Source organism: Xanthomonas sp. LMG 8993 (genome assembly GCF_009835065.2).
GTDB lineage: Bacteria > Pseudomonadota > Gammaproteobacteria > Xanthomonadales > Xanthomonadaceae > Xanthomonas > Xanthomonas arboricola.
The window spans coordinates 218,762-244,023 of record NZ_QVIF02000007.1 but is presented as its reverse complement, the minus strand read 5'-3'; the positions used below and the strand labels follow the sequence as shown (position 1 = coordinate 244,023).

At 64.1% G+C, this 25,262-nt stretch carries 17 protein-coding genes and 1 tRNA gene; 3 read left to right on the top strand and 15 right to left on the bottom strand.

Annotation, left to right across the window (positions count from 1 at the left end; genetic code table 11):
• Positions 1-70 precede the first annotated feature (70 nt).
• From DYQ94_RS14605 to thrS, 12 genes are all read right to left on the bottom strand, one after another.
• Positions 71-1,525 (bottom strand): undecaprenyl-phosphate glucose phosphotransferase, encoded by a 1,455-nt coding sequence (locus DYQ94_RS14605; RefSeq protein WP_046343239.1) that lies wholly within the window; start codon positions 1,523-1,525, stop codon positions 71-73.
• A gap of 243 nt (positions 1,526-1,768) precedes the next feature.
• Positions 1,769-3,208 (bottom strand): GumC family protein, encoded by a 1,440-nt coding sequence (locus tag DYQ94_RS14600; protein WP_179465573.1) that lies wholly within the window; start codon positions 3,206-3,208, stop codon positions 1,769-1,771.
• On the bottom strand, positions 3,190-3,888 hold the full coding sequence (locus DYQ94_RS14595; protein WP_016903310.1) for a polysaccharide biosynthesis/export family protein: 699 nt from the start codon (positions 3,886-3,888) through the stop codon (positions 3,190-3,192). The genes DYQ94_RS14600 and DYQ94_RS14595 overlap by 19 nt, the downstream gene beginning before the upstream one ends.
• Before the next feature lie 473 nt (positions 3,889-4,361).
• Positions 4,362-4,438, bottom strand: a tRNA-Pro gene (locus DYQ94_RS14590).
• Positions 4,439-4,498: 60 nt separating this feature from the next.
• Positions 4,499-4,855 (bottom strand): MerR family transcriptional regulator, encoded by a 357-nt coding sequence (locus DYQ94_RS14585; protein WP_005995911.1) that lies wholly within the window; start codon positions 4,853-4,855, stop codon positions 4,499-4,501.
• A complete protein-coding gene (locus DYQ94_RS14580; RefSeq protein ID WP_002811076.1) occupies positions 4,836-5,135 on the bottom strand; it encodes an integration host factor subunit alpha in 300 nt (99 codons plus the stop codon). Before DYQ94_RS14580 ends, DYQ94_RS14585 begins: the two co-directional genes overlap by 20 nt.
• A 21-nt stretch (positions 5,136-5,156) precedes the next feature.
• Positions 5,157-7,535, bottom strand: a complete 2,379-nt coding sequence (gene pheT / locus DYQ94_RS14575) for a phenylalanine--tRNA ligase subunit beta (RefSeq protein WP_126965993.1) — start codon at positions 7,533-7,535, stop codon at positions 5,157-5,159.
• 115 nt (positions 7,536-7,650) lie between these two features.
• Positions 7,651-8,646: a phenylalanine--tRNA ligase subunit alpha gene (pheS, locus tag DYQ94_RS14570; RefSeq protein WP_016903312.1), complete on the bottom strand. Its 996-nt coding sequence runs from the start codon at positions 8,644-8,646 to the stop codon at positions 7,651-7,653.
• A 263-nt stretch (positions 8,647-8,909) separates the two neighbouring features.
• Positions 8,910-9,269 (bottom strand): 50S ribosomal protein L20, encoded by a 360-nt coding sequence (gene rplT / locus DYQ94_RS14565; protein ID WP_003484828.1) that lies wholly within the window; start codon positions 9,267-9,269, stop codon positions 8,910-8,912.
• A gap of 10 nt (positions 9,270-9,279) precedes the next feature.
• The gene (gene rpmI / locus DYQ94_RS14560; RefSeq protein WP_002811096.1) at positions 9,280-9,477 is read right to left on the bottom strand and encodes a 50S ribosomal protein L35; all 198 of its coding nucleotides are present in this window, start codon (positions 9,475-9,477) and stop codon (positions 9,280-9,282) included.
• A gap of 239 nt (positions 9,478-9,716) precedes the next feature.
• Entirely contained in the window at positions 9,717-10,259 is a 543-nt protein-coding gene (gene infC / locus DYQ94_RS14555; protein WP_080591364.1) for a translation initiation factor IF-3, read from the bottom strand.
• Between the two features lie 48 nt (positions 10,260-10,307).
• Complete coding sequence (thrS, locus tag DYQ94_RS14550; protein WP_126965992.1) at positions 10,308-12,212, bottom strand: threonine--tRNA ligase; 1,905 nt, start codon at positions 12,210-12,212, stop codon at positions 10,308-10,310.
• 325 nt (positions 12,213-12,537) lie between these two features.
• Here thrS and DYQ94_RS14545 point away from each other — a divergent pair, with 325 nt between their 5' ends.
• Entirely contained in the window at positions 12,538-13,659 is a 1,122-nt protein-coding gene (locus DYQ94_RS14545; protein WP_024937933.1) for a LacI family DNA-binding transcriptional regulator, read from the top strand.
• A gap of 463 nt (positions 13,660-14,122) precedes the next feature.
• Here DYQ94_RS14545 and DYQ94_RS14540 read toward each other — a convergent pair whose 3' ends face one another.
• The 3 genes from DYQ94_RS14540 to DYQ94_RS14530 are packed head-to-tail and all read right to left on the bottom strand — an operon-like array spanning position 14,123 to position 19,457.
• Positions 14,123-15,784, bottom strand: coding sequence for an alpha-amylase family glycosyl hydrolase (locus DYQ94_RS14540; RefSeq protein WP_160954490.1), 1,662 nt, complete (start codon positions 15,782-15,784; stop codon positions 14,123-14,125).
• Positions 15,785-15,795: 11 nt separating this feature from the next.
• Positions 15,796-17,274: an MFS transporter gene (locus tag DYQ94_RS14535; protein WP_126965990.1), complete on the bottom strand. Its 1,479-nt coding sequence runs from the start codon at positions 17,272-17,274 to the stop codon at positions 15,796-15,798.
• The gene (locus DYQ94_RS14530) at positions 17,271-19,457 is read right to left on the bottom strand and encodes an alpha-L-rhamnosidase-related protein (protein ID WP_126965989.1); all 2,187 of its coding nucleotides are present in this window, start codon (positions 19,455-19,457) and stop codon (positions 17,271-17,273) included. Before DYQ94_RS14530 ends, DYQ94_RS14535 begins: the two co-directional genes overlap by 4 nt.
• A 242-nt stretch (positions 19,458-19,699) precedes the next feature.
• Between DYQ94_RS14530 and DYQ94_RS14525 the strand changes: the two genes are divergently transcribed.
• Positions 19,700-21,778, top strand: coding sequence for a glycoside hydrolase family 97 protein (locus DYQ94_RS14525; protein WP_126965988.1), 2,079 nt, complete (start codon positions 19,700-19,702; stop codon positions 21,776-21,778).
• Positions 21,779-22,090: 312 nt separating this feature from the next.
• A complete protein-coding gene (locus tag DYQ94_RS14520) occupies positions 22,091-24,850 on the top strand; it encodes a TonB-dependent receptor (RefSeq protein WP_160954468.1) in 2,760 nt (919 codons plus the stop codon).
• The last annotated feature ends 412 nt before the right edge of the window (positions 24,851-25,262 follow it).

Here is a 25,262-nt window from a genome sequence, read left to right as displayed (position 1 = left end):
TTGAAAGGGGCGGCTGCGATGCAGCCGCCCGCGGCGCTCGGCGCGCCAGGTCGCACACTCCCCGCCATCATCAGTACGCGGTCTTCTGTCCGAGCACACGCACTGCGGTCAGCACGATGATGCGGATATCCAGCCACAGCGACCAGCGACGGATGTAGTCCAGGTCGTACTGGATGCGCTTCTTCATCGTGCGCAGCTCCGGGGTTTCACCACGGAATCCATTGACCTGCGCCCAACCGGTGATGCCCGGCTTGACGTAATGGCGCTGCATGTAGTGATTGATCAGCTTTTCGTAATGGGTGTTGTGCTGCGCGGCATGCGGGCGCGGCCCCACGATCGACATGCTGCCACCGAGCACGTTGAAGATCTGCGGCAACTCGTCCAGGCTGCTGCGGCGCAGGAACGCGCCGAAACGGGTGATACGGGTGTCGTTCCTGGTCGCCTGCTGGATGGTGGTGCCATGGTCGTCATGCACACGCATCGAGCGGAACTTGAACATGTAGAACTCGCGCCCACCCAGGCCATGACGACGCTGGCGGAAGAACACCGGGCCCGGCGAACTCATCTTCACACCGACCGCAATCGCAGCCATCAACGGCCACAGGCCCATCAGCGCAACCACGGCCAGGATCTTGTCCTGCAGCGCCTTGGCGACCACGAAGTAGTTGTCGCGGTCCACACCGCCCTGGCGCAGGTTGATCACCGGCACGTTGCCGATCTGCTCGCCGGACTGGTTCAACAGACCGAAGTCGAACAGGTCCGGCACCAGCTTCACGTTGATCGGATAGCGATCCAGGCGCTGCAGCAACTGCTTGATATGGTCACGTTCGCCCAGCGGCAGCGAAATCCACACCTGCTCGACCTGGTTGTCCTTCAGGTACTCGATCAGCGCGTCCGGATCGCCCAGGCACGGCAGCGACTGGCGTTGCTCGGTCACGGCGATGTCGTACGGCGTGCGGAAATAGCCGACCAGGTTCATGCCGACCCAGGGGTTGCGGCTGAGGTAGTGATTGATCTTCATCACCGGGTGGCGCAGACCGACCACCACCACCCGCTGCACATCCACGCCCTGGGTGCGCAGGTGATTCAGAAAGCCGCGCAGCACCGTGCGGGCCGCCACCAGCGAGGCCAGCCCACCGACGAACCACAGGCCGATCCAGCCACGCGAGACCTGCTCGCCGACCTGCACGATCAGCGCATGCACCGCGAACAGCGCAAACACGCCGCCGAATGCACCGCCCAGCACCATCAGCTCGCTCAACAGCCCGCGACCGCGCCAGCTGCGATACAACGGAAACAGCGCAAAGCAGATCACCGAGTACAACAGCGTGGTGGCGATGGCGACCCGGTACGGTGCCGCAGGCACCCAGGAGCCGAAGACGATGCGATAGGCGATCAATCCGGAGACCACGACCATGGTGAGGTCGAAGACGCGCAGGACCAGATCGGCCGCAGCCGAATACTTGGACAACAATCGCGGCGAGGATGTGGTGTAAGTCGCGCTACTCAAGTCTGCCAAAAGCATGGGGATGTCCTCCAAACTCGATACGGCGCATGCGGGGGAACATACGAAACGCACGCGAGCTTTCAATCATCTCCGTCGAACGATCACCGCGGTAATACCTACCGACCCCAGATCGCACGACAGCCCTTTGTTTCAACAGAGACAAACTTTCAAACGAAGGAGCCCGAAACATACGGGATCCAACCTTTTCCACGCTGAATCAGTTGTCACTTCAATTAACCATCGTTGTGCAACACGACGATGTCAGTCCAACCGCGTCTGCGCTGCCGTGCCACGCAGGAAGTAGCGCACCAGTGCCACAGCCACACCCAGGAATACGCCAAAGATGAAGCCCAAAGCGAGGTTCAATTTGAGTTTCGGCGAAGTCTTAGACGTAGGCACGTCTGCGGTATCGATGATGGTCACGTTGTTGGCGCCGACGTTGCTCGCCACACCGATCTCCTTGTAGCGCTGCAGGAGCGCATCGTAGAGCTGGCGGTTGGTATCGACGTCGCGCTTGAGCATGTTGTAGCGGATGCTGCGGCTCTGCAGATCGAGCTCATCGTTACGCAATCCGGCGATGCGCTGGTTGAGCAACTGCTCCTGATGCACCGACGCGTCGTAGGTCGCCTTCAGCGACTGGCGGATATTGAGGACCTCGCCATTGATCTGGCGACGCGACTCTTCGATCTGCGCCTTCAGACGCTGCATTTCCGGATAGTCCGGCTTGAAGGTCGACAGCTTCTGCTGATATTCGGTGTTCAAGCGGATCTGCTCGCCGCGCAGGCTCTGGATCAGCGGATTGCTCAGCACTTGCGGCAGCGACATCGCGTCACCGCTGCTGACCTGACGCCAGGCTGCCTCGGCCTTGATGCGGGCGTCCTGCGCCGATGCCAGCATCGCATTGAGGTCGCTGAGGTTCTGCGCCGGAAGCGATGGCTTGTCGTCGCCCACCGACACGATCTGCTCGTCGGTGGAATAGGAGACCAGATTCTTCTCCGAGTCCTCCACCTTGTCGCGCAACTGCTCCAGGCGCTCGGCCAGGAACTTGGTCGCGAACGAGGATGCCTTGATGCGGCGTTCCTGCGTGCTGACGATGAAGACCTTGGTATAGGTGTTGGCGATCTTGGCAGCCAGCACCGGGTCCGGCGAATCGTAGTTGACGTAGACCAGGCGCGAATTGAGGATCGGCTCGACCACCAGCCCGGCCAGCAGCGTATCGGTCAGGCTGCGCTCGATGATGGCCTGGCGCGAGTCGACCGACTTGCCGGCTTCCGGATTCTTGGCAGCAGCCTTTTCCAGTGCTTCGTCGACCTGCTGCTTGAACGCCGGCTCCTGATCGAGCTTGGCTTCGCGGATCACCGCACGGGCCAGCGAGCGGCTCTGCAGCAGCTGGTACTGGGTCTGGTAGAAATCGCGATCTTGCGGCGATTCCACCGGCATCAGGTTGTCGACATTCACCACGTTGAGCGAGTCGCGCTCGATCTGCAGCGTGCTGGTGGCGCGGTACTTTTCCGGCATCAGCAGGGTGACGCCAAACGCCAGTGCCACTGCCCCGACGGTGATCAGAATGATCAACCAGCGCTGTGAGACCAGCGCGCGCCAGTAGTCGAGCAAGCCAACGTCGGCCAGCTCGAGATGCCCATGACGATGAGACGGGGAAGAACGATTGTCTGAATTCATACTCATCGGTAAGCGCGCCACACCATCACAAGGGGGGTCAGTTCCAGCATGGTGCGCAGCCAGACGCGTGCGTCGGAGCGGTACACCACAACGATGTCGCCGCCGTAGATCTCAGGGTCCGGGTTGGCCCCCTTCTCGATCTGGGTCAGATCGAATCTGGCGATCATCTTTTGACCGTTGACGGTGCGAAACACGATGACGTTGCCGCGGCTGGCCACGGTGCTGACGCCCTTGGCCTGCGCGATGGCCTGCTGCAGGGTCAGGTTGGCGCCGATCACCGGATAGATGCCCGGCTCGTCGACCGCACCGGTCACCGTGACCCGGCGACCATTGGATTCCTGCACGAACACCGACACCTGCGGCTGCTGCAGATAACCGGCGGCGTAGCGTTCTGCCACCAGCTTTTCCAGCTCGCCGACACCCAGGCCGGCTGCCTTGACGTCGCCGATCAACGGCAGCGAGATGTGGCCGTTCTGATCGATGCGGACCTGCCGCTCCAGATCGTCGACCTGGAACACCTTGAACAACAGCAAGTCGCCTGGGGCAAGTCGATACTCCGGTTGCACGGCGGACATCGCGAGCGGATCCGGAAGCGGCAGCGAATCGGCCATCTTCGGACCGGTGCTGCATGCGCCCAGTGCCATCGAGCAGATCAACGCCAGGCTGAGGCCTTGGCAAAATCGTCCGATCAGTTTTTTCATGCGTGTGGCTGGCTGCCTCGGTTGGGTGGGACAGGACCTCGCGCAGCATTCAACCGGCCAACACGCCAGCAAGAACGTACGACAGAGAAATTCATCCCAAGACGCTTGGGATCACGACAGGTGTGACGTGTTGCAGTGCACTATGGCATAGAACCAACGCATCGCAAGACGCTGCTCGCCATTTTTTTGACGGCGTTGGCCTATTGATTCAAGTTCGTCGTTGCAGCGTTAACAAAACGTGATCCAAGTACGAATCCGCCGCCAATGATTTGGAGCATTTTCGGGGACTTAGCGACATTGCGTGACCCAGGTCCATAGCGAACAGAACCGCAACCAAACGGGCTCGGCCAGGCAATTCATGCTGCTGTGCAGTATGCCGATGGACATATCGTGTCAGGCGTATGACAGACCGCCGATCGCATTGTGCGACGCAACAAAAAAGCCCATGTCCGTGAAGACATGGGCTCCGTGTTTGGTCGGGGTAGCCGGATTCGAACCGACGACCACTAGTCCCCCAGACTAGTGCGCTACCAGGCTGCGCTATACCCCGAAGATGTTGCGTCCGCCGCGAGGGCGGCCTGCGATTATAGCGGCTTTGTGAAACGTTTTCCTAGCGGCGCAGCAGTTGCAGAACCTCTTCCAGCTCCATGCGCACCTGTTTGATGATCTGGTTGCTCAGCGCCGACTCGCTCTTGGCGCCATCGCCTTCAAGACGCAGGCGTGCGCCGCCGATGGTGTAACCCTGCTCGTACAGCAGGCCACGGATCTGGCGCACCATCAGCACGTCGTGGCGCTGGTAGTAGCGCCGGTTGCCGCGCCGCTTGACCGGTTCCAGGCTCGGAAACTCGGTTTCCCAATAGCGCAGCACATGCGGCTTGACGTCGCACAGCTCGCTGACTTCGCCGATGGTGAAGTAGCGCTTGGCCGGGATTGGCGGTAGTTCGCGATTACTGCCCGGATCCAGCATAAGCCTCCACCCGCTCCTTGAGCTTCTGGCCCGGACGGAAGGTCACCACCGTGCGGGCCGAGATCGGAATTTCCTCGCCGGTCTTGGGATTGCGACCGGGCCGTTGATTCTTGCGCCGCAGATCGAAGTTGCCGAAACCGGACAGCTTCACCTGACGGCCCTGCTCCAGCGCATCGCGCAGCACATCGAAGAACGCGTCGACAAATTCCTTTGCCTCGCGCTTGTTCAGACCGACCTCGTCGAACAGACGTTCGGCCATCTCCGCTTTAGTCAATGCCATGCCAATCCCCTGGTTACCGCCTCAACTCCGGATCCGGGCGCGGTGTTCGCGCTCGATCACGGTCACCACATCGGCAACGACTGCGTCGACGTCCCGGTCGGTGAGAGTGCGCGAGTTATCCTGCAAAATCAAGCCCATAGCCAGACTCTTGAAACCTGGCTCGACCCCCTGCCCGACGTAGCGGTCGAACAGCTGCACCTCGCGCAACAACGGTCCGACGGTGGTGCGCACGCTGCTCGACAGCGCCGCCCAGCTCACCTCTTCCGGGACCAGGAAGGCCAGATCGCGACGCACCGAGGGGAACCGCGACAGCTCGCCGGCACGCGGCAGCGCACGCTTGACCAACGCCGTCAGCTGCAGTTCGAACGCGATCACATCCACGTCGATGTCCAATGCCTTGGCCAGGCGCGGATGCACCTGCCCGATCCAGCCGATGCACACGCCATCGCGATGGATGTCGGCCGACCGCCCCGGATGCCCGAAGGGCTGGGCAGAGGGCTGGAACTCCAGCACCGCGCCACTGGCCGCGGCCAGCGCCATCAGGTCGCCCTTCAGATCGTGGAAGTCCACCTTGCGCGCGGGCTCGCCCCACTGCAGCGCCAGGGCATCGCCGCACACGGCCGCGGCGACATGCTGCGACTCCTGCGGGGCGGCGCCGGCATCAGACGCGGCCGCGAACACCTTGCCCAGCTCGAACAGGCGCACCCGCCCGGCCTGGCGGGCGGCATTGCGGCCCAGCGTCGCCACCAGGCCCGGCAACAGGCGCGGACGCATGATCGCCAGCTCGGCGCTGAGCGGATTGGCCAACGGCACCAGGCCGTCGGTCAGCTGCCAGCGCTCCAGCAAGGTGGCGTCGACGAAGGCGTAATTGATGGTTTCCTGCAGCTCGCGCGCCACCAGCTGGCGCCGCACGCTGAGCTCATCGAGCTGGGTTTCGCTCGGCATCGCAATCCGGCTTGCGCCGCCCGGCAGCGTGGTCGGCACGCGGTCGTACCCGTGGATACGCGCCAGTTCCTCGATCAGATCCTCTTCGATGGCGATATCGAAGCGACGGCTCGGCGCCATCACCTGCCAGCCTTCGGCAACCGCCTCCAGCTGCATGCCAAGCGCACCCAGAATGCGCACGACCTCGGCATCGTCGATCTGGATACCGAGCACGCGCACAATCCGCGCACGCCGCAGCAGGATGCGCGCCGGCTGTGGCAGATGCTCCGGCAATTGCGCATGCACCACCGGGCCCGGCGTACCACCGGCCAGTTCCAGCACCAGCCGCGTCGCCACTTCGATCGCCTGTGGCGGCAATGCCGGATCCACACCGCGCTCGAAGCGATGACCGGCATCGGTATGCAGACCGAACTTGCGGCCACGCCCCATGATTGCAGCCGGATCGAAGTACGCCGACTCCAGGAACACGTTGCGCGTGGTGTCGGTGACGCGGGTATCCAGGCCGCCCATCAGGCCGGCCAATGCGACCGGGCGGTCGGCATCGGTGATGGTCAGGAAGCTGTCGTCCAGCGTGACCTGACGCCCGTCCAGCAATGCCAGCTGCTCGCCGCTGCGCGAATGGCGCACGCCGATCGGGCCTTGCAGGGTGTCCAGATCGAACGCATGCATCGGCTGGCCAAGTTCCAGCATCACGTACTGGGTGATATCCACCAGCAGCGAGACCGGACGCACGCCGCTGCGACGCAGCCGCTCGGCCAGCCACACCGGCGTTTTTGCGGCCGGGTCGATGCCTTCGATCACCCGCCCGCAATAGCGCGGCGCAGCGTTGCCGGCATGCAATTCCACCGCCAGCGTGCGTGTGGACACCGGCGCCACCGCACCGGCTTCAAAGGCCACCACTGTGCTGGCGCAGGCGGCCGCCACATCGAAGGCGATGCCGCGCACGCTGAAGCAGTCGGCGCGATTGGGCGTCAGCTTGATCTCGATGCTGGCATCGGGCAGCCCCAGATACTCGGCCAGCGCCTGACCCACCGGCGCATCGTCGGGCAGCTCGAACAGGCCGGACGCATCGCTGTCCAGCCCCAGCTCCTTGGCCGAGCACAGCATGCCGTTGGACGCCACCCCGCGCAGCTTGGCCGCAGTGATGGTGAGCGCGCCGACCTGCGCACCGACCAGCGCCAGCGGTGCAACCAGACCGGCACGCGCATTGGGCGCGCCACACACGATCTGCAGCAACTCGCCCTGCCCTGCGTCGACACTGCAGACCTGCAGACGATCGGCTTCCGGATGACGCACCGCCTCGACGATACGCGCCACCACCACCTGCCCCAGCGCCTCGCCCAGTGGCGTGACCTCTTCAACCTCCAGACCGATCGCCGTCAGCGTCGCGGCAAGCTCGTCGCGGCTCGCCTGGATGGGAACGTGGCTGCGCAGCCAATTTTCAGAGAATTTCATGAGGAGCCGGGATTGGGGATTCGGGATTGGGGATTAGCTAAAACGCCTCGACGGAGTCTGGGGCGGACCGGGGCGCCGTTGCGAATCCCCAATCCCGAATCCCCAATCCCCGCCGTCAGGCGAACTGCCTAAGAAAACGCACGTCGTTTTCGAAGAATGCGCGCAGGTCGTTGACGCCGTAGCGCAGCATCGCAAAGCGCTCCACGCCCAGGCCGAACGCGAAGCCGGTGTAGCGCTCCGGGTCGATGCCGACGCTGCGCAGCACGTTGGGGTGCACCATGCCGCAGCCGAGCACTTCCAGCCAGCGGGTGCTGCCGTCCGGCTGCTGCCAGGCGATGTCCACTTCCGCACCCGGTTCCACGAACGGGAAATAGCTGGGGCGGAAGCGCATCTCGAAATCGCGCTCGAAGAACGCCCGCACGAACTCGGACAAGGTGCCCTTGAGATCGGCGAAGTTGGAGTGCTCGTCGACCAGCAGGCCTTCGACCTGATGGAACATCGGCGAATGGGTCTGGTCCGAATCGGAGCGGTACACCTTGCCGGCCGCGATCATGCGCAGCGGCGGTTTGTGCGCATCCATGTAGCGCACCTGCACGCCGGAGGTATGGGTGCGCAACAGGCGGCCATCGCCGAAATAGAACGTGTCGTGCATTGCGCGCGCCGGATGGTGCGGCGGAAAGTTCAGGGCTTCGAAGTTGTGCCAGTCATCCTCGATCTCCGGACCATCGGACAACTCATAGCCCAGGCGCGCAAAGATCTCGACGATGCGCTCGAGCGTGCGCGTAACCGGGTGCAATCCACCGCGTTCGCTGCGACGCCCCGGCAAGGTGACATCGATCCGCTCCCCGGCCAGACGTGCGTCCAGCGCGGCGTTTTCCAGCGTGTGCTTGCGCTCGGACAACGCCGCGGTCAGCGCATCACGCGACAGGTTGATCGCTTCGCCAGCGGCCTTTCGCTGATCGGCCGGCAGCGTGCCGAGCTGCTTGAGCTGGGCGGTGATGCTGCCGCTCTTGCCGAGCAATGCGACGCGCAAGGCTTCCAGTTGGTCCGGCGTCTGCGCGGCGGCGACATCGGCCAGCGCACGCTCGGTCAGGGATTGAATCTCACTCATTGCACTCGCGCCTCAACTGCGTCTACCGAACGGTGTTTCCGGATGCACCGGAACGCATTGCCACTCAAATCTGGTCTAGCCCGGCATCCAGTCAGCGATGCCGGCCATCTAAAAACGCAAAAGGGGAAGGACTCGCGCCCTTCCCCCTGCATATCTGCTTGCCCTCGCCGGAAGCCTGTACACGAATGCGCAGACCCCGACAAGAAGCTACCCTTTCAAAAGTCCGCACATGGATGTGCGGGCTCTTGCAGAGGGACCTGCATTTACGCCGCCAGCGCGCCCTTGGCCTTCTCCGCCAGCGCGGCAAAGCCGGCGGCGTCGTGCACGGCGATATCAGCCAGCACCTTGCGGTCCAGGGTGATGCCAGCCTTGAGCAGGCCATTCATGAAACGGCTGTAGCTCAAGCCGTTGATGCGTGCAGCCGCATTGATGCGGGTGATCCACAACGAACGGAAGTTACGCTTCTTCTGCTTGCGGCCAATGTAGGCGTACTGCTGCGCCTTGATGACTGCCTGCTTGGCAACGCGGAAGACCTTGCGGCGAGCGTTGTAGTAACCCTTCGCCAGGGTCAGAATTTTCTTGTGGCGGCGACGCGCCTGTACGCCACGCTTTACTCGTGCCATGGGTCAGTCCTCAGAGGTAGGGAAGCATACGATCGAGACGGCCAGCGTCCTCGGCACGGACGTGGTTCGTCTGCCGCAGGTTGCGCTTCCGCTTGGTCGCTTTCTTCGTGAGGATATGGCTACGGTTTGCGTGGCCGCACTTGTACTTGCCGGAGGCGGTCTTGCGGAAACGCTTGGCCGCCGCCCGGTTGGTCTTGATCTTGGGCATTGCAATGTCCTTGATGGTGTTTTGTCACTGACCCGGGCGGCAGTCTTGCGACCACGCTTTCCATCCTTGCCCTTGCCTGCTTGTAAGTCCTTGATCGAACACGATCCGGACAGGTCCTGTACCGCTTGCGCGGCGCCCCGGCAAAACCGGGCCGCGCAGTATGCCCGTTGCCGGGAATTCTTGCAAATGGATGCTGTCGCCGGCCAGGGCGGGCCCGTCGGGCCTGCCCTGGCGCGGGATCAGATCTTCTTCTTCGGCGCGATCATCATGACCATCTGGCGCCCTTCCAGGCGCGGACGCGACTCGATGACGATGTCGTCGCCCAGGTCGGCCTCGATCCGGGACGCCATTTCGCGCCCCAGCTCCTGGTGGCTCATTTCACGGCCACGGAAGCGGATATTGACCTTGACCTTGTCGCCCTCTTCCAGGAAGCGGCGCATGTTGCGCAGCTTGATCTGGTAGTCGCCCTCGTCGGTGACCGGACGGAACTTGAGTTCCTTGATCTCGACCTGCTTGGTCTTCTTCTTGGCCTCGTTGGCCTTTTTCTGCTGCTCGAACTTGAACTTGCCGAAATCCATGATCTTGCAGACCGGCGGATCGGCCTGCGGCTGGATTTCGACCAGATCCAGGCCTTCTTCCTCGGCCTTGGCGAGCGCTTCGTCGCGCGACAACACGCCGACCATCTCACCGTCACTGCCGATCACGCGGACGCGCGGCACACGGATTTCTTGGTTCTTGCGGTTCTGTTTGTTGTCAGGGGTACTGATATTGCAATCTCCCAGGGGAATCGAACCGGCGCATCCGGATCATCCAGACCGGCCGGGGTTGGCTCACGCTGCCTGCTCTGCCTGCAGACGTTCGATGAAGGCCGAGACCGTCATGGTCCCGAGGTCCTCTCCCGAGCGTGTCCGCACGGCGACGGCGCCGTTTTCCTTCTCGCGGTCACCGACCACGAGCAGATAAGGCACGCGTTGCAGCGTATGCTCGCGAATCTTATATCCGATCTTCTCGTTACGCAAATCGGCGCTCACACGGAAGCCTTGATTTGCAAGGGTTTTCCGAACCGAGTCGACATAGTGTGCCTGGGCGTCGGTGATATTTGCGACAACGACCTGGACCGGGGCGAGCCAGGCGGGGAAGGCGCCGGCGTGGTGTTCGATCAAGATGCCGATGAAACGCTCCATCGAGCCGACGATCGCCCGGTGCAGCATGACCGGATGCTTCTTCTGGCTGTGCTCGTCCACGTACTCGGCGCCGAGGCGGCCCGGCATCATGAAGTCGACCTGCATGGTGCCCAGCTGCCAGGTACGGCCAATCGCGTCCTTGAGGTGGTACTCGATCTTGGGGCCGTAGAAGGCGCCCTCGCCCGGCAGCTCCTGCCACTCCACCCCGCAGACGCCCAGCGCGCTGCGCAGCGCGGCTTCGGCCTTGTCCCAGGTGACGTCGTCGCCCAGGCGCTTTTCCGGACGCAGCGCGATCTTGATCTCGATGTCCTCAAAGCCGAACGCGGTGTAGACCGCCAGTGCCTGCTGATGGAACGCGGTGACTTCGGCTTCGATCTGCGATTCCAGGCAGAACACATGCCCGTCGTCCTGGGTGAAGCCGCGCACGCGCAGGATGCCGTGCAGCGCGCCGGAGGGCTCGTTGCGGTGGCAGGCGCCGAACTCGCCGTAGCGGATCGGCAGGTCGCGGTAGCTGTGCAGGCCCTGGTTGAACACCTGCACGTGACCCGGGCAATTCATCGGCTTGACCGCATAGGTGCGCTTCTCCGACTCGGTGAAGAACATCGCGTCCTGGTAGTTGTCCCAGTGGCCGGATTTCTGCCATAGCGACACGTCCAGGATCTGCGGGCAGCGCACTTCGCCGTAGCCGCTGTCGCGATAGACCTTGCGCATGTACTGCTCGACCACCTGCCACAGCGACCAGCCCTTGGGATGCCAGAACACCAGGCCCGGCGCCTCTTCCTGCAGATGGAACAGGTCCTGCTGCTTGCCGATGCGGCGATGGTCGCGCTTGTCGGCTTCTTCCATGCGCAGGATGTAGGCGTCCAGCTGCTTCTTGTCGGCCCAGGCGGTGCCGTAGATGCGCTGCAGCTGCTCGTTCTTGGCATCGCCGCGCCAGTAGGCGCCGGAAATGCGGGTCAGCTTGAAGGCCTTGAGGAAGCGCGTGTTGGGCACGTGCGGGCCGCGGCACATGTCCACGTATTCCTGGTGGTAGTACAGGCCCATCGCGGTGATGTCGTCGGACATGTCCTCGATCAGGCGCAGCTTGTACTCCTCGCCGCGCTGGGCGAACACCTCGATCACCTCGGCGCGCGGGGTGACCTTCTTGATCACGTCGTAGTCCTGCGCGATCAATTCCTGCATGCGCTGCTCGATCGCGGCCATGTCGTCCGGCGTGAACGGGCGTTCGCTGTAGATGTCGTAGTAGAAGCCTTCGGCGATGACCGGGCCGATCACCATCTTGACCTCCGGGTACAGCTGCTTGACCGCATGCCCGACCAGATGCGCGCAGGAGTGGCGGATGATCTCCACGCCTTCGGCGTCCTTGGCGGTGATGATGCGCAGGCTGGCATCGTGATCGATGACGTCGCTGGCATCGACCAGCTGGCCGTCGACCTGGCCGGCGATGGTGGCCTTGGCCAGGCCGGCGCCGATCGACTGGGCGACCTGCATCACCGAGACGGGGGATTCGAATTCGCGGCGGCTGCCGTCGGGGAGCGTGATGTTGATCATGGGCAAGGATGAGGTCTGTGCTGGCTGCAGCGCGGCGGCTGCAAGGGAGATCTGCCCGCTACGGGACAGGCTCGGATAAGGGTATGGCGAGAGGTGGGGCGGAAAGAACGCGGCGCGGGCGCCCTGCGGACTGGCGCGGCCGGAATCAGCGGTGGGCGGTGGTAGTGCTCATGTCGCACGCTGGGCCGGCGCGGGGCGCGGGCCACCTTCTCGCAAGGGGTCTTGGAAGCGAATGGTAAACCAATCAGCCCGCTGTTGCGCATGCCGGCACGGGGCCGGCGGGCGCGTGGCATGATGCCGGCCACCTGTGCTGCCAGTACCGACCATGACCATCAAGGGTAAAGCCACCTCGCTGGATATCGCCTACCTGGCCGGCGTGTCGCAGCCGACCGTGTCGCGCGCACTGCGCGGCAGCCCGATGGTCAACGAAGAAACCCGCAAGCGCATCCTGCGCATCGCCAAGGAATTGAACTACAAGGTGGACAAGAACGCCTCGTCGCTGCGGCTGCGCAATGCCGGCACGCTGGCACTGCTGTTCTTCGAAGACCCTACCGCCGACGATTCGCTGATCAACCCGTTCTTCCATTCGATGCTGGGCTCGATCACCCGCGCCTGCGCGCTGCAGGGTTACGACCTGCTGGTGTCGTTCCAGCAGCTGTCCAAGGACTGGCAGGCAGATTACGAAGACAGCAACAAGGCCGACGGCATCATCCTGCTCGGCTACGGCGATTATCAGCAGTCGCGCCAGCGGCTGCAGTTGCTGGTCGAACAAGGTACTCACTTCGTGCGCTGGGGCGCGGCGCTGCCGGGGCAGCCGGGCATCTCGATCGGCAGCGACAATTACCAGGGCGGGCTGGATATCACCGAGCATCTGCTGGCGCAGGGCTGCCGCCGCATCGCCTTTCTCGGCCACGCATCCAACCACTATCCCGAGTTCGAAGAGCGCTACCGCGGCTACGTGGCTGCGCTGAAGCAGCAGGGTTTGGTGGCCGATCGCGCGCTGCAGTTCGACGCGATCACCACCGAGTCGTCCGGCCATGCCGCGTGCCTGGCGCTGCTCGACAGCGGCAAGGCATTCGATGCGGTGTGCGCGGCCAGCGACCTGATTGCGATCGGCGCAATGCGCGCATTGCGCGAGCGCGGCCTGCGGGTGCCGCAGGATGTGGCGGTGAGCGGGTTCGACGATATCGCATTGGCGGCGTCGGTGGCGCCGGCGCTGTCGACGGTGCAGCAGGACACCAAGCAGGCCGGCACGCTACTGGTGGAAAGCCTGGTGGCGCTGATCCGCGGCGAAGCGGCGCAGAGCCGCACGATTCCGGTGAAGCTGGCGCTGCGTGATTCCTCGCGCAGCAGTGGGCTGCAGCCACCGCTGGGCTGGAGACCGTCCGGCGCGGAGACCGGCGAGGCGGTGCTTGGCCGGGCCGCTGATGGGGCTGTCAGGCGTTGAATCGGGATTTGGGATTTGGGATTTGGGATTTGGGAATTGGGATTTGGGAATTGGGATTTGGGAATTGGGATTTGGGAATTGGGAATTGGGATTTGGGAATTGGGATTTGGGAATTGGGATTTGGGAATTGGGAATTGGGAATTGGGAATTGGGAATCGTTGGAGCGTGCGCGACAGGCTGCGCGGGGTCGGCTGCAGCCATTGAGGCCTCGTAGGAGCGCACCCGGGCGCGACGGGGCGTTCCCGGCAACGCCCATCGCGCCCGGGTGCGCTCCTACCTGTTGCGGGCGGCCCCGTGCTGTCGCGGCCCGCAGCGTGACCAGGATCGAAATCAGCGTCGGCCGGATTCGGGATTCGGGATTCGTTGGAGCGTGCGCGACAGCCCGCGATGTGATGCCTCGTAGGAGCGCCCCCGGGCGCGACGGGGCGTTCCCGGCAATGCCCCATCGCGCCCGGGGGCGCTCCTACCGGTTGCGGGCATCGCGCGCGGCTTGCTCGGCCATCTGCGCGTCGAGCTGCCTGCGCAAATCCGGGTCGGTGATCGGCGCGTCCGACAGCAGCACCCGCACCCCATGCGCGGGCACCGGCGCCAGCAGCCGACGCTGCACCGGCACCTGCTCGCCACTCATCGCGTCGCGCCAGGTGCCGGGCTGCAGAAAACGCGTCACCTCGATGTTCGCCGCCGCATCGCCCTTGTTGAGCAGCACCAACGCCGTCTGGCTGGCGCCCGCATGCTGATAGACCCGCAAAAATGCCGCGTGATCCCCGCGTAGCAGCACATCCACCTGCACGCCGCGCTGCAATGCCGGGATATCGCGACGCAGCCGCGCGATCTGCTGCAACGGGCCGAAAATCGGGCTATCCGGTGCAGTGCGGATGCGCTCGGCACCGAAGTAATTGCGGTTGCCTGCATGTTCGGCGCGCCCGCGCATGAAGCCGGTCTCCGAGCCGTAATAGATCACCGGGATGCCGCGCGCGGTAAACAGCCAGTTGTGCGCGTCGATGAAGCCGGTGTCGCTGGCATCCAGGCGCGCCATGTCGTGATTATCGTAAAAACTCATCAGCTCGTACGGATTGGCATACGGCCCCCGACGCAGAAACAGCGGCGCGGCGAGCTTCTCGAACCCGGCCTGCTCATGGCCGAAGACAGCGGACAGCTGCTGCTTCAACGGGAAATCCAGCACGCTGACGCCGGCATTGCGCGCCCAGGTATGCCCGGCAATCTTGCTGGCGTCGTAATCGAAGGCTTCGCCGAACATGAAGAACCCCGGACGTTTTTCGCGGATGCGCGCCACGAAGGCATGCCAGAAACGGTCGGGCATCCAGCCGATGGTGTCGATACGGAACGCGTCGGCGCCCTGCTCCATCCACTGCAGATACGCGCCGGCCAGATAATCGAGCACGGCGGGATTGTTTTCGTTGAGATCGGACAGCTCGGCCAGGCCGCCGCCGGTGTTGTAGAACGCGTGCAGCGGAACGTGCTGCGGATCCAGCTGCGCCGGCGGCAAATTCTGGTGATCGGCGACCAGGCGGCCATCGGCGTCGTACAGCTTGCCGAAGCCCGGCTGCGCCACCGGCATGCTGTAGGCCGGCGAGCCGTGATTGCCCACGATATCCAGCACTACCTTCAAGCGGTTGGCATGCATGGCGCGGGCGAAGCCGGCAAAGTCCAGGCCCGGACTGGGCAGATGCTCGTCGAGCTTGTAGAAATTCACGCCCCAGTAGCCGTGATAGCCGGTCTTGCCGTGGTCGCTGAGCGTACTGCCGCAGCTGATCGGCTTGCCGCCGGTGAAGGCCTCATCCGGATTGTCGACAATCGGCGTGATCCACACCGCGCCAAAGCCCATGTCGCGGATGTAGTCGGCATGTTCGACGATGCCCTTGAAGTCGCCCCCCAGGTAACCGATGTTGTCGCCGACTCCATCTGCGCAAGGCGTCGGCACATCGAACGTGCGATGCGCACCGCCCTGGTCGCGCTGGTCGTTGCCGGGGTCGCCATTGACGAAACGGTCGGTCACCACGAAATACACCGCGTCGGCAGCGAACGGTTCCAGCGTGCCGTAGTAATCGCCGGGTGCAGCCGCCGCGCTCGCTGCTCCTGCAGATACGATCAATCCAGCCATCATCACCTGCCGCATCACTGCCCTCCCGAGGCCATTGGAACCCGCGCCACGCACACACCGGCAATGAGCAAACTGGCGCCACCGATGGCCAGCGCATGGATTGGCTGACCGCCCAGCCAGACGCGCAGCACGAAGCCCAGTGCGCTGGCCGCGACCAGCTGCGGAATCACGATGAAAAAATTGAAGATGCCCATGTACACGCCCATCTTGGCGGCGGGCACGCTGTCGGACAGCAAGGCATAGGGCAGCGACAGGATCGAGGCCCAGGCAAAGCCGACACCCAGCATCGACAGCAGCAGCCACTGCGGGTCGCGGATCACCAGCATCGACAACAGCCCGGCCGCACCCAGCCACAGGTTGCACAGATGACTCCAGCGCAGGCCGATCGCACGCACCAGCAGTGGAATGACCAATGCCGCCAACGCCGCAAATCCGTTGTAGGCGCCAAACAACACGCCCACCCAGTTCGCGCCTTCGTTGTAGGCTGCCGATGCGGTGTCCTTGGCACCGAAGTGCACCTGGGTGACTGCGGCGGTGGTGTAGATCCACATCGCAAACAGCGCGAACCAGGAGAAGAACTGCACCCAGGCCAGGCGTCGCATCGTCAGCGGCATGCTGCGCACGTCCTGCACGATCGCCACCAGCATGCCGGTCGATGGCAGCACGCGCGCCAACGCAAGCAGCGCACCGTAGGCGATGCACAGGCCGGCCAGCACGTAGAGCATGCGGTCGCCGTGCTGCCAGGCGATCGCAGCGGCGAGCAACACACCGATGCCGCACCAGAGCACGCTCGCACGCTGCGGTGGCAAGGTGCCGGCGATCGCTGCAGCCGCTACCGACGGATGCGCATCGTCGAAACCGGCCAGCTGCTGCGGGCTGTATTCGCGCGTGCGCAGCACCGTCCAGCTGATCGACAGGAACAGCACCGCGGCACCGAGGTAGAAGGCGTAGCGCACGCTGTCGGGCAACTGCCCCGGCGGCGCGGTATTGGCCACGCCCCAATGCGTGAGCAACCACGGCAGGAAACTCGCCACAATCGCGCCAACCCCGATGAAGAAACTCTGCATCGCATAGCCGGTGGGCCGCTGCGCCGGTGGCAGTTGATCGCCGACCAGGGCGCGGAATGGCTCCATCGAGATGTTGATCGATGCATCCAGCACCCACAACGTGCCGGCGGCAATCCACAGCATCGGTGCGTTGGGCATCACCAGCAAGGCCAGTGTGGTGAAGACTGCGCCGACCATGAAATACGGACGCCGGCGCCCCCATGGCGTCCAGGTGCGGTCGGACAGGTAGCCGATGATGGGCTGCACGATCAGACCGGTGAGCGGTGCGGCGATCCACAGACCGGGCACATCGTCGACCTGCGCCCCCAGGGTCTGGAAGATGCGGCTGGCGTTGGCGTTCTGCAGCGCGAAACCGAACTGGATGCCGAGAAAGCCGAAACACATGTTCCAGATCTGCCAGAAACTCAGGCGTGGCTTGGCGGTCATTGCGCAGCCTCCGTGCTCGCTGCGGGGCCGACCAGCAGCGCGCTCACCTGCGCGGTGTTGACCACGCCATCGCGACCACCGCGGCCGCCGTTGTACTGCGCAAAATGCGCGAGTGCGCTCATGTTGAAGCCATCTTCCAGCCGGAACCTGCACTGCTGCCCGGCCACCACAGTGAAGCTGACCTGCGTGGACAGCTGCTCGCCCACGCTATGCGGCATCACCACGACCTGCGACTGCGTGGCCTGCCCCGGGCATTCCAGCAGCAGCCGCTTGACCGCCGCAGTGACGCCGGTATTGATCGGCCCGTTGGGGTTGCGATAACGCAGCGATACGCGATGCTGGCCCGCGCGCGTGGCAGTCCAAACCCAGGCCTCGCTGCCCGGGACTTCCTGCAACGCACCGAGCGTCAACGCGGGACTGTGCAGCGACTCCAGGCCATCGGCGCGGCGGGTCAGGCTGAGCACGTGCAGCCGGCCGTCCTCGCGCAGGTCTAAGTGCCGCGTGGCGTCCAACGCATGCCCATCCATGTACAGCGTCGTCCCAGCCGGAATCACGATGCGATGGCCGTCGCCCTGCCGTTGCGCGACGGGCGCCTCCGGCGTGCTGGGTGCGAACACCTGGCCTGGCTGCGGCGGGGCGGTGGTATCGGCCTTGCGACCGATCAGATGCACCAACGTGGTCTGGCCTTGTTGCTCGACCTTCCCCGCCACCAGCAACTCACCCGCACTCGCCGTCGGCCGCTGCAGCACATAGCGTCGGGCGCCCTGTTCAAGCACGATCTGCTGGCGATCGCCAAACAACAACGGCACCAACGTACGCGGCAGTTTCGGCGTCACACTGCCATCGGCGCCAATGCCGAACACGCCTTCCAGCACCGCGGAGAGATAGCCGGCAACCGACCACAACTGGCGCGGCGAATTCACCACCGGGCCACTGCGGGGCCCCTCTTCCACATGCACCGCCAGGCTCTGCATCTCGTAGTTTTCCATGTTGGAGCCAGCCAGCGCGCTGCCGCGCATCAACGACTGCAGCTCCAGCGCAATGCGCGGCGCGTCGTCCAGCTGGCGTGCGGCGCGTAGCGCGTACGCACTGACGAAGGGCCAGACGGCGCGATTGTGATAAATCGGCTGTTCGGCGTCCTCCGGCCACACCACCGGGCTGCCGCCGGCAACCAGCGGATACCCGCGCAGCGCGGCACGCGCACGCTCCTTCGGAAACACCTCGGCCAGCACGCCAAGCGACACGCCGAGCAGATCGACCTTGGCATAGCGCACCGGATGCGCCGCATTGCCCAGATAGCTCACATACTGATTGCTGGGCGCATCCCAGAAGCGCGTGGCGATGGCCTGACGCAGCGCATCGGCCCACTGGGCGTACCTGGACGCACGCGCATCGCCATGCTGGCGCGCCAGCTGCTCGGCCAGGCGCAGGGCCTGGTAGTGCAACACGTTGGTGGACAGGGCGAAGGACTCGGCAATGAAGCGCACATCCTGGCGCGTCCACTCCGGGTAGGTCTGCTCGCGCCAATCCAGAAACGAGGTTTCGCCGCGGTAGAGGCCGATCTGCGCATCGAAGACCGCGTCACGATCCTGCGCGAGGGTGGCCTGCAACGCCTCCCAGACGTCTTCAGCGAACGCCTTGTCATCCAGCAGGCCGCGCGCGGCAAGAAACCACACCACGCGGTCGCTGCTGATCGGCCAGCTGCCACCGGAGCCGGTGTCCTGCGCAACAAACACCCCTGGCGTCTGCCCATCGCGCGCCGCCGACAGCTTGAAGCGCAGCGCATTGCGCGTGCGCTCCGGCTCCAGCCGCGCCAACGCCAGATCGGCGGCGAAGCTGACATCGCGCGTCCATACGTAAGGCCAGCGCTCACCGGTTTCGAAACACGCGCACGGCACCGGCTTGCCGTCGTTGAAGGCCGGATCGCGAATCGCCTCGACACGGTCGTCGGCCATTTCCTGCTGCGCCATGGCGAACAGGGCGTCGAACAACGGACTGGCGGTATGGGTGCGCATTGGCTGCGGCCCGATGCGGCGCTCGCCCTGCGGCCAGCGCAACACGAAACCGCCGTCTTCGAGCGCCTGCGCTTGCGCACGGCGGCCCTGGAATTCCAGCTCATCGGCCAACACCGGCGAGTTTGCCGCAACGCCGAGCGTTGCAGCCATGCAGATCATCTTCAGCATCGAAGCGGCCAGACGGCTTGCACCGTCGGCCTCCCTCCCTCGTTGCACGCGTTGTAGTGCGCGGCACTGGCGTGCCACGGGCGCGGACCCTCCCAGGTGCCGTGACGCCATGGTAGACGCGCGCTCAGCGGTTCCGCATCAATGCATACGTATTCATGGCAATGGCCGCAGTGCAGCATGGCCCATCCACGCCGCAGCGCTGCATAGTCGCCGCTGACGCAACGGCCGCCTTGGGAGGGGATATGCCGCTGGTTTCACATCGCGTGCGTTCGATAGCGCGCGCCGCATGCAGTGCGCGACTGCTTGTCCTGTTGCTTGGCAGTCTTGCGGGCATCGCGCAGGCCGAGCGAATCGCCATCAGTGCCGATTCGCCCGGCAACGTCCTGCAGGTCACGCTGGAAGTGGACGGCGGCACGCCCTATTACCGCGTGCAACGCATGGGCCAGCCGGTGCTGGAACGCTCGCGTCTGGGTTTCCAGTTGCGCGACGGCCGGCTGGACCGCGGCCTGGTCGTCCTCTCGCAAGCACGCCAAGCCCATGACGATACCTGGGAACAACCCTGGGGCGAGACGCGCCTGGTGCGCAACCACTACAACGAACTAAGCGTCAGCCTGGGTGAACGCAGCGGCGCGCAACGCCGCTTCGACGTGATCTTGCGCGTGTACGACGATGGCATCGGCCTGCGCTATCACTTTCCCGAGCAGGCGGGATTGCGCGAAGCAATCATCGACGAGGAAGTCACCGAATTCGCCATCGCGCAACCGTCCGAGGCATGGTGGATTCCGGCAGGCGAGCCGATCCACTACGAATACCTGTATCAGCGCACGCCGTTGAACCAGGTCGCGCTGGCACATACGCCGCTCACCTTGCGCACCGACAGCGGGCTGCATGTCGCGCTGCATGAAGCGGCGCTGGTCGATTACGCCGGCATGTGGCTGCGCCGCACCGAAGGCCGGCGCCTGCGCGCGCAGCTGTCGCCCGCCGCCGAAGGCTGGAAGGTGCGGCGCAAGCTGCCGTTCGATACGCCGTGGCGCACGCTGCAGATCGCCGACCAGGCCACCGGGCTGGTGGAGTCCAACCTGATCCTCAACCTCAACGCGCCCAACGCCCTGGGCGATGTGACCTGGGTCAAGCCGTCCAAATACGTCGGGGTGTGGTGGTCCATGCATCTCAACCAGCAAACCTGGGCGACCGGGCCGACACACGGCGCCACCACTGCCAACACCAAGCGCTATATCGACTTCGCTGCGGCACACGGCTTTCGTGGCGTGTTGGTGGAAGGCTGGAATCCGGGCTGGGACGGCGAATGGTTCGGCAACGGCGGCAGTTTCGATTTCACCCGGCCGACACCGGATTTCGACCTGCCCGCGCTGAGCAAATACGCCGCCGGCAAGGGCGTGCATCTGATCGGCCATCATGAAACGGGGTGCGCAGTGGATCATTACGAAGACCAGATTGCCGAAGCGATGGACCTGTACGCCCGGTTCGGCGTGGACTCGGTCAAGACCGGCTATGTCTGCGACGACGGCCAGGTGGAACGTCGTAACCCGGCAGGCGGCACACCGCTGCGCGAATGGCACGACGGCCAATGGATGGCACGCCATCATCTGCGCGTGGTGCAGGAAGCTGCCGCGCGCCACCTCGCAGTCAATGCGCACGAACCGATCAAGGACACTGGCCTGCGCCGCACCTATCCCAACTGGATCTCGCGCGAGGGCGCGCGGGGCATGGAATACAACGCCTGGGGCCAGCCACCGAATCCGCCCGAGCACGAGGTCAACCTGGTGTTCACCCGCCTGCTCGCCGGGCCGATGGATTACACGCCCGGCATCCTCAGCCTGAAAGGCCGCAACGGCCAGGCGATTCCCAGCACGCTTGCGCGCCAGCTGGCGCTGTACGTGACGCTTTACAGCCCGATCCAGATGGCCGCCGATCTTCCCGAGCATTATCTGCAGCACCGCGATGCCTTCCGCTTCATCGAGGACGTGGCGGTGGATTGGGATCAGACCCGCGCCTTGAATGGCGAAGTCGGCGACTACGTCACCATCGCGCGCAAGGATCGGCATAGCCGCGACTGGTTCCTGGGCAGCATCACCGACGAGCATGGCCGGCTGCTACAGGTGCCGCTCGGATTCCTTGAGCCGGGCGTGCGCTACACCGCGCAGATCTATCGCGACGGCGACGGTGCGGACTATGTCAGCAACCCATTCGCCTTTGTCAGCGAACAACGCCAGGTCAGCAGTGCCGATACGCTGGAGCTGCGTCTTGCGCCAGGTGGTGGGCAGGCGATTCGCTTCGTGCCGGTGGATGGCAGGCGCTGATTTGGTCGCAACGGGCTGAGGAGCCCTTCAACGCGACCGAGTGCATCACGCAACGGCACCGCAACCGCTGCAGATTGCGCATTGGCGTTTCCTCACGACAGGCCAGGAGCGTACCGCGCCGCAGCAAAGCTGGCGTGGAATCGATTCCAGCGCAATCAGCCGGAGTGAATACGTATGCAGTGCCCGTTTGCACCCAGGTGCCGTGTCTACCATACGTCGCAGTCGTAACGTCCGTCGTGGCGCGCGATGCAATGCATCCAGGCGTCTGCCGGATCGAAAAATCAAAGAACAACATGTACCTGGGAGGGGAAAATGTTGAAGCACAAGCGCTCTGCGCTGAGTATCGCCCTGGCCGTTGCCATGGCACCGACGTTGGCTGCCGCGCAGTCGGCAACGCCGGCGCAAACAACCGACACCGAACAAACCGCCGGCGCGGTGACCGACTTGGACAAGGTCCAGGTCACCGGCCTGCGCCGCGCGATCGAAGGTGCCATCTCGGTCAAGCGGGATTCGACCTCGATCGTGGAAGCCATTTCGGCCGAAGATATCGGCCGGCTGCCCGACGTCAGCATCGCTGAGTCGCTCGCGCGCCTGCCTGGCCTGGCGGCGCAACGTGTGGCCGGTCGCGCACAGGTCATCAGCGTGCGCGGGCTGTCGCCGGACTTCTCCACCACCCTGCTCAACGGCCGCGAAGTGGTCAGCACCGGCGATAACCGCAGCGTGGAATTCGACCAGTACCCGTCCGAACTGGTCAGCGGTGTCACCGTCTACAAGACGCCCGACGCCGGCCTGGTCGGCCAGGGCCTGTCCGGCACCGTCGACATGCAGACTGCGCGCCCGCTCAGCTACAACGAGCGCGTGATCGCCATCGGTGGCCGTTACCAACGCAATTCGCTGGGCAAGGCCGCCAATGTCGATCCTTACGGCAACCGCTTCAATGTCAGCTACATCGACCAGTTCGCCGACCGCACCATCGGCCTGACCATCGGCTACGCACACACCGACATGCCGATCCAGGAAAATCAGGTCGGCCTGTACGAACCATGGCAGCCGGTCAACGCACAACGCCCGCGCCCCGGCGTGGCCGACGGCGTGTATTTTTCCGACGGCATCAAGGCATTGCGCCGCACCGGCAACCAGAAGCGCGACGGCGTCATGGCCACCTTGCAATACCGGCCGTCCAACGCCTGGACCAGCACGCTCGACGCCTTCCATACCAAGGCCGAGCAGATCGACACCGCCAACCAGTTCGAGCTCAACCTGAGCAACTACAACGGTGGCTACACGCCGGGCCTGAACATCAGCAACGTGCGCGTCAACGACAGCAACAGCTTCACCGGCGGCGATGCCAGTGGCGTCTATCCGCTAGTCCGCGGCATGTACAACAAGCGCGAAGACACCATCGATGCGTTCGGCTGGAACAACGAGATCACTGCCGGTGCGGTCAAGATCACTGCCGATCTCAATTACTCCAAGGCCACGCGCGACGAACTGAACCTGGAAAACAATCTCCAGCGTGCGCCCATGCCGCAGCTGGATACCGTCGGCGTAACGGTTGTCGGCAACGGCTTCTCCCAGCTTGCGCCGGGAATGGATTACTCCAATCCCGATCAGCTGTTTCTGACCAACACCATCTACGGCTCCGGCTACGGCAAGGTGCCGAGCGTGGAAGATGTGCTCAAGGGCGCACGCCTGCAGGCCAGCTTCCCGATGCCCGAAGCGCTGAGCTGGTTCTCGGATCTGGATGTCGGCGTCAACTACGCCAATCGTGAAAAACAGAAAACCCAGCCGGAAGGCAACATCACTCTTGGCGCGCAGGGCGAATCCACCATCGCATCGGACCTGCAATATGCGCCGGTCAACCTGGGCTTTGCCGGCATCGGTGCCCTGCCCGCCTGGAACGTCCCTGCGGTGGTCTCGCGTTATATGCTGTTCAATCCCAGCGACGATGCCTCGTTCCTGGTGTCCAAGGCCTGGACCGTCGAAGAGAAGATCACCACCGCCTGGCTGCGCGCCAATCTCGATACCGAATGGGGCGATGTGGGCGTGCGCGGCAATATCGGCGTGCAGCTGCAGAGCGCCGACCAATCCTCGCGCGCAAATTATTGGGACGCATCGCAGCCGGCAGGCAGCGAAGTGCGCCCGATCGACGACGGCAAGACCTATCGCGACTGGCTGCCCAGCCTGAATCTGGCCTTCCAGTTCCCGTACGAACAGACACTGCGCTTCGCGATGGCAAAGCAGGTCGCACGCCCACGCGTGGATCAGCTGCGCGCCTCGCTGGAATTCGGCGTCGACACCTCCACCGGCCGCCCCGGCGCCAGCGGCGGTAACCCGATGCTGGACCCCTGGCGCGCGAACGCCATCGACCTTTCCTACGAAAAGTATTTCGCCGAGCGCGCCTACGTGGCCGCCGCGTTCTTCTACAAGGACCTGAAGAGCTACATCTACACCCAGAGCCGCGACAACTACGACTTCTCCGCGCTGGTGGCCGGCTATGTGCCGCCGCCGGGCTCGGCGCCAGTACTGACCACCGGCACCTTCAGCGCCCCGTTCAACGGCAAGGGCGGCACCCTGCGCGGCGTCGAACTCACCGCTTCGCTGCCGCTGGATCTGGTCTTCGCTCCGTTGGAAGGTTTCGGCATCCAGGCCAGCGCCACCTTCAACGACAGCGACGTCAAGATCCGCGACCCGGAAAGCGCCTCCAGTGTCGGTGACGGCGAAATCAGCCTGCCCGGCCTGTCCGAACGCGTCTACAACCTCACCGCCTACTACGAGCACAAGGGCTTCGAAGCACGCGTCAGCCAGCGCCGCCGCTCGGACTTCATCGGCGAGATCGGCAACTTCAACGGCAACCGCACGCTGCGCTACGTGGTCGGCGAAAACATCACCGATGCGCAGATCAGCTACAGCTTCAACGACAGCAGCGATCTTGCCGGCCTGACCGTGCTGCTGCAGGCCAGCAACCTCAGCAACTCACCCTACCGCACCTATGCCGAAACCAAGGACCGTCCGCTGGAATACATCGAATGGGGCCGCACCTTCGTGCTGGGCGTCAACTACAAGTTCTGATGAGCTGTGAACTGCAAACGATGCGCTGATTGGCGACATCTTTGTCTGTGGCCACATTGCTAACTGTGGCTACGCTACCTACGTGACAACCGGCGCATCATCTGGCTGGCCGGCCCCGGTGCCAGCCCTCTCCAACGGGACACCAAAGCCCCTCTCCCACCGGGAGAGGGGTTGGGGTGAGGGTTCGGCACAAGCGCAACGCGCGCCAATCAAGCAGGGCCAGTTCTGCTCTGCCGGGCTCCATGGGCCGTCATTCAAGATGCGGCCTCTAATTAGAAGAACCGAATGCTCTCCTGATCAAAACGACGACATCGACCAAAGAAAACCCGCCGATGTGACACCGGCGGGTTTTCTTTTGATCCAAGATTTTCAAAATTCAAGCTCGCATTGCCCTTCGCAAAGCGCGCAGGAT

What these genes read in the sequence shown, in the direction of transcription:
- DYQ94_RS14605 (WP_046343239.1), bottom strand. Translation starts at nt 1,525, where the DNA reads ATGCTTTTGGCAGACTTGAGTAGCGCGACTTACACCACATCCTCGCCG.
- DYQ94_RS14595 (WP_016903310.1), bottom strand. Translation starts at nt 3,888, where the DNA reads ATGAAAAAACTGATCGGACGATTTTGCCAAGGCCTCAGCCTGGCGTTG.
- DYQ94_RS14585 (WP_005995911.1), bottom strand. Translation starts at nt 4,855, where the DNA reads ATGCTGGATCCGGGCAGTAATCGCGAACTACCGCCAATCCCGGCCAAG.
- DYQ94_RS14580 (WP_002811076.1), bottom strand. Translation starts at nt 5,135, where the DNA reads ATGGCATTGACTAAAGCGGAGATGGCCGAACGTCTGTTCGACGAGGTC.
- pheT (WP_126965993.1), bottom strand. Translation starts at nt 7,535, where the DNA reads ATGAAATTCTCTGAAAATTGGCTGCGCAGCCACGTTCCCATCCAGGCG.
- pheS (WP_016903312.1), bottom strand. Translation starts at nt 8,646, where the DNA reads ATGAGTGAGATTCAATCCCTGACCGAGCGTGCGCTGGCCGATGTCGCC.
- rplT (WP_003484828.1), bottom strand. Translation starts at nt 9,269, where the DNA reads ATGGCACGAGTAAAGCGTGGCGTACAGGCGCGTCGCCGCCACAAGAAA.
- rpmI (WP_002811096.1), bottom strand. Translation starts at nt 9,477, where the DNA reads ATGCCCAAGATCAAGACCAACCGGGCGGCGGCCAAGCGTTTCCGCAAG.
- thrS (WP_126965992.1), bottom strand. Translation starts at nt 12,212, where the DNA reads ATGATCAACATCACGCTCCCCGACGGCAGCCGCCGCGAATTCGAATCC.
- DYQ94_RS14545 (WP_024937933.1), top strand. Translation starts at nt 12,538, where the DNA reads ATGACCATCAAGGGTAAAGCCACCTCGCTGGATATCGCCTACCTGGCC.
- DYQ94_RS14540 (WP_160954490.1), bottom strand. Translation starts at nt 15,784, where the DNA reads ATGATGGCTGGATTGATCGTATCTGCAGGAGCAGCGAGCGCGGCGGCT.
- DYQ94_RS14535 (WP_126965990.1), bottom strand. Translation starts at nt 17,274, where the DNA reads ATGACCGCCAAGCCACGCCTGAGTTTCTGGCAGATCTGGAACATGTGT.
- DYQ94_RS14530 (WP_126965989.1), bottom strand. Translation starts at nt 19,457, where the DNA reads ATGCTGAAGATGATCTGCATGGCTGCAACGCTCGGCGTTGCGGCAAAC.
- DYQ94_RS14525 (WP_126965988.1), top strand. Translation starts at nt 19,700, where the DNA reads ATGCCGCTGGTTTCACATCGCGTGCGTTCGATAGCGCGCGCCGCATGC.
- DYQ94_RS14520 (WP_160954468.1), top strand. Translation starts at nt 22,091, where the DNA reads ATGTTGAAGCACAAGCGCTCTGCGCTGAGTATCGCCCTGGCCGTTGCC.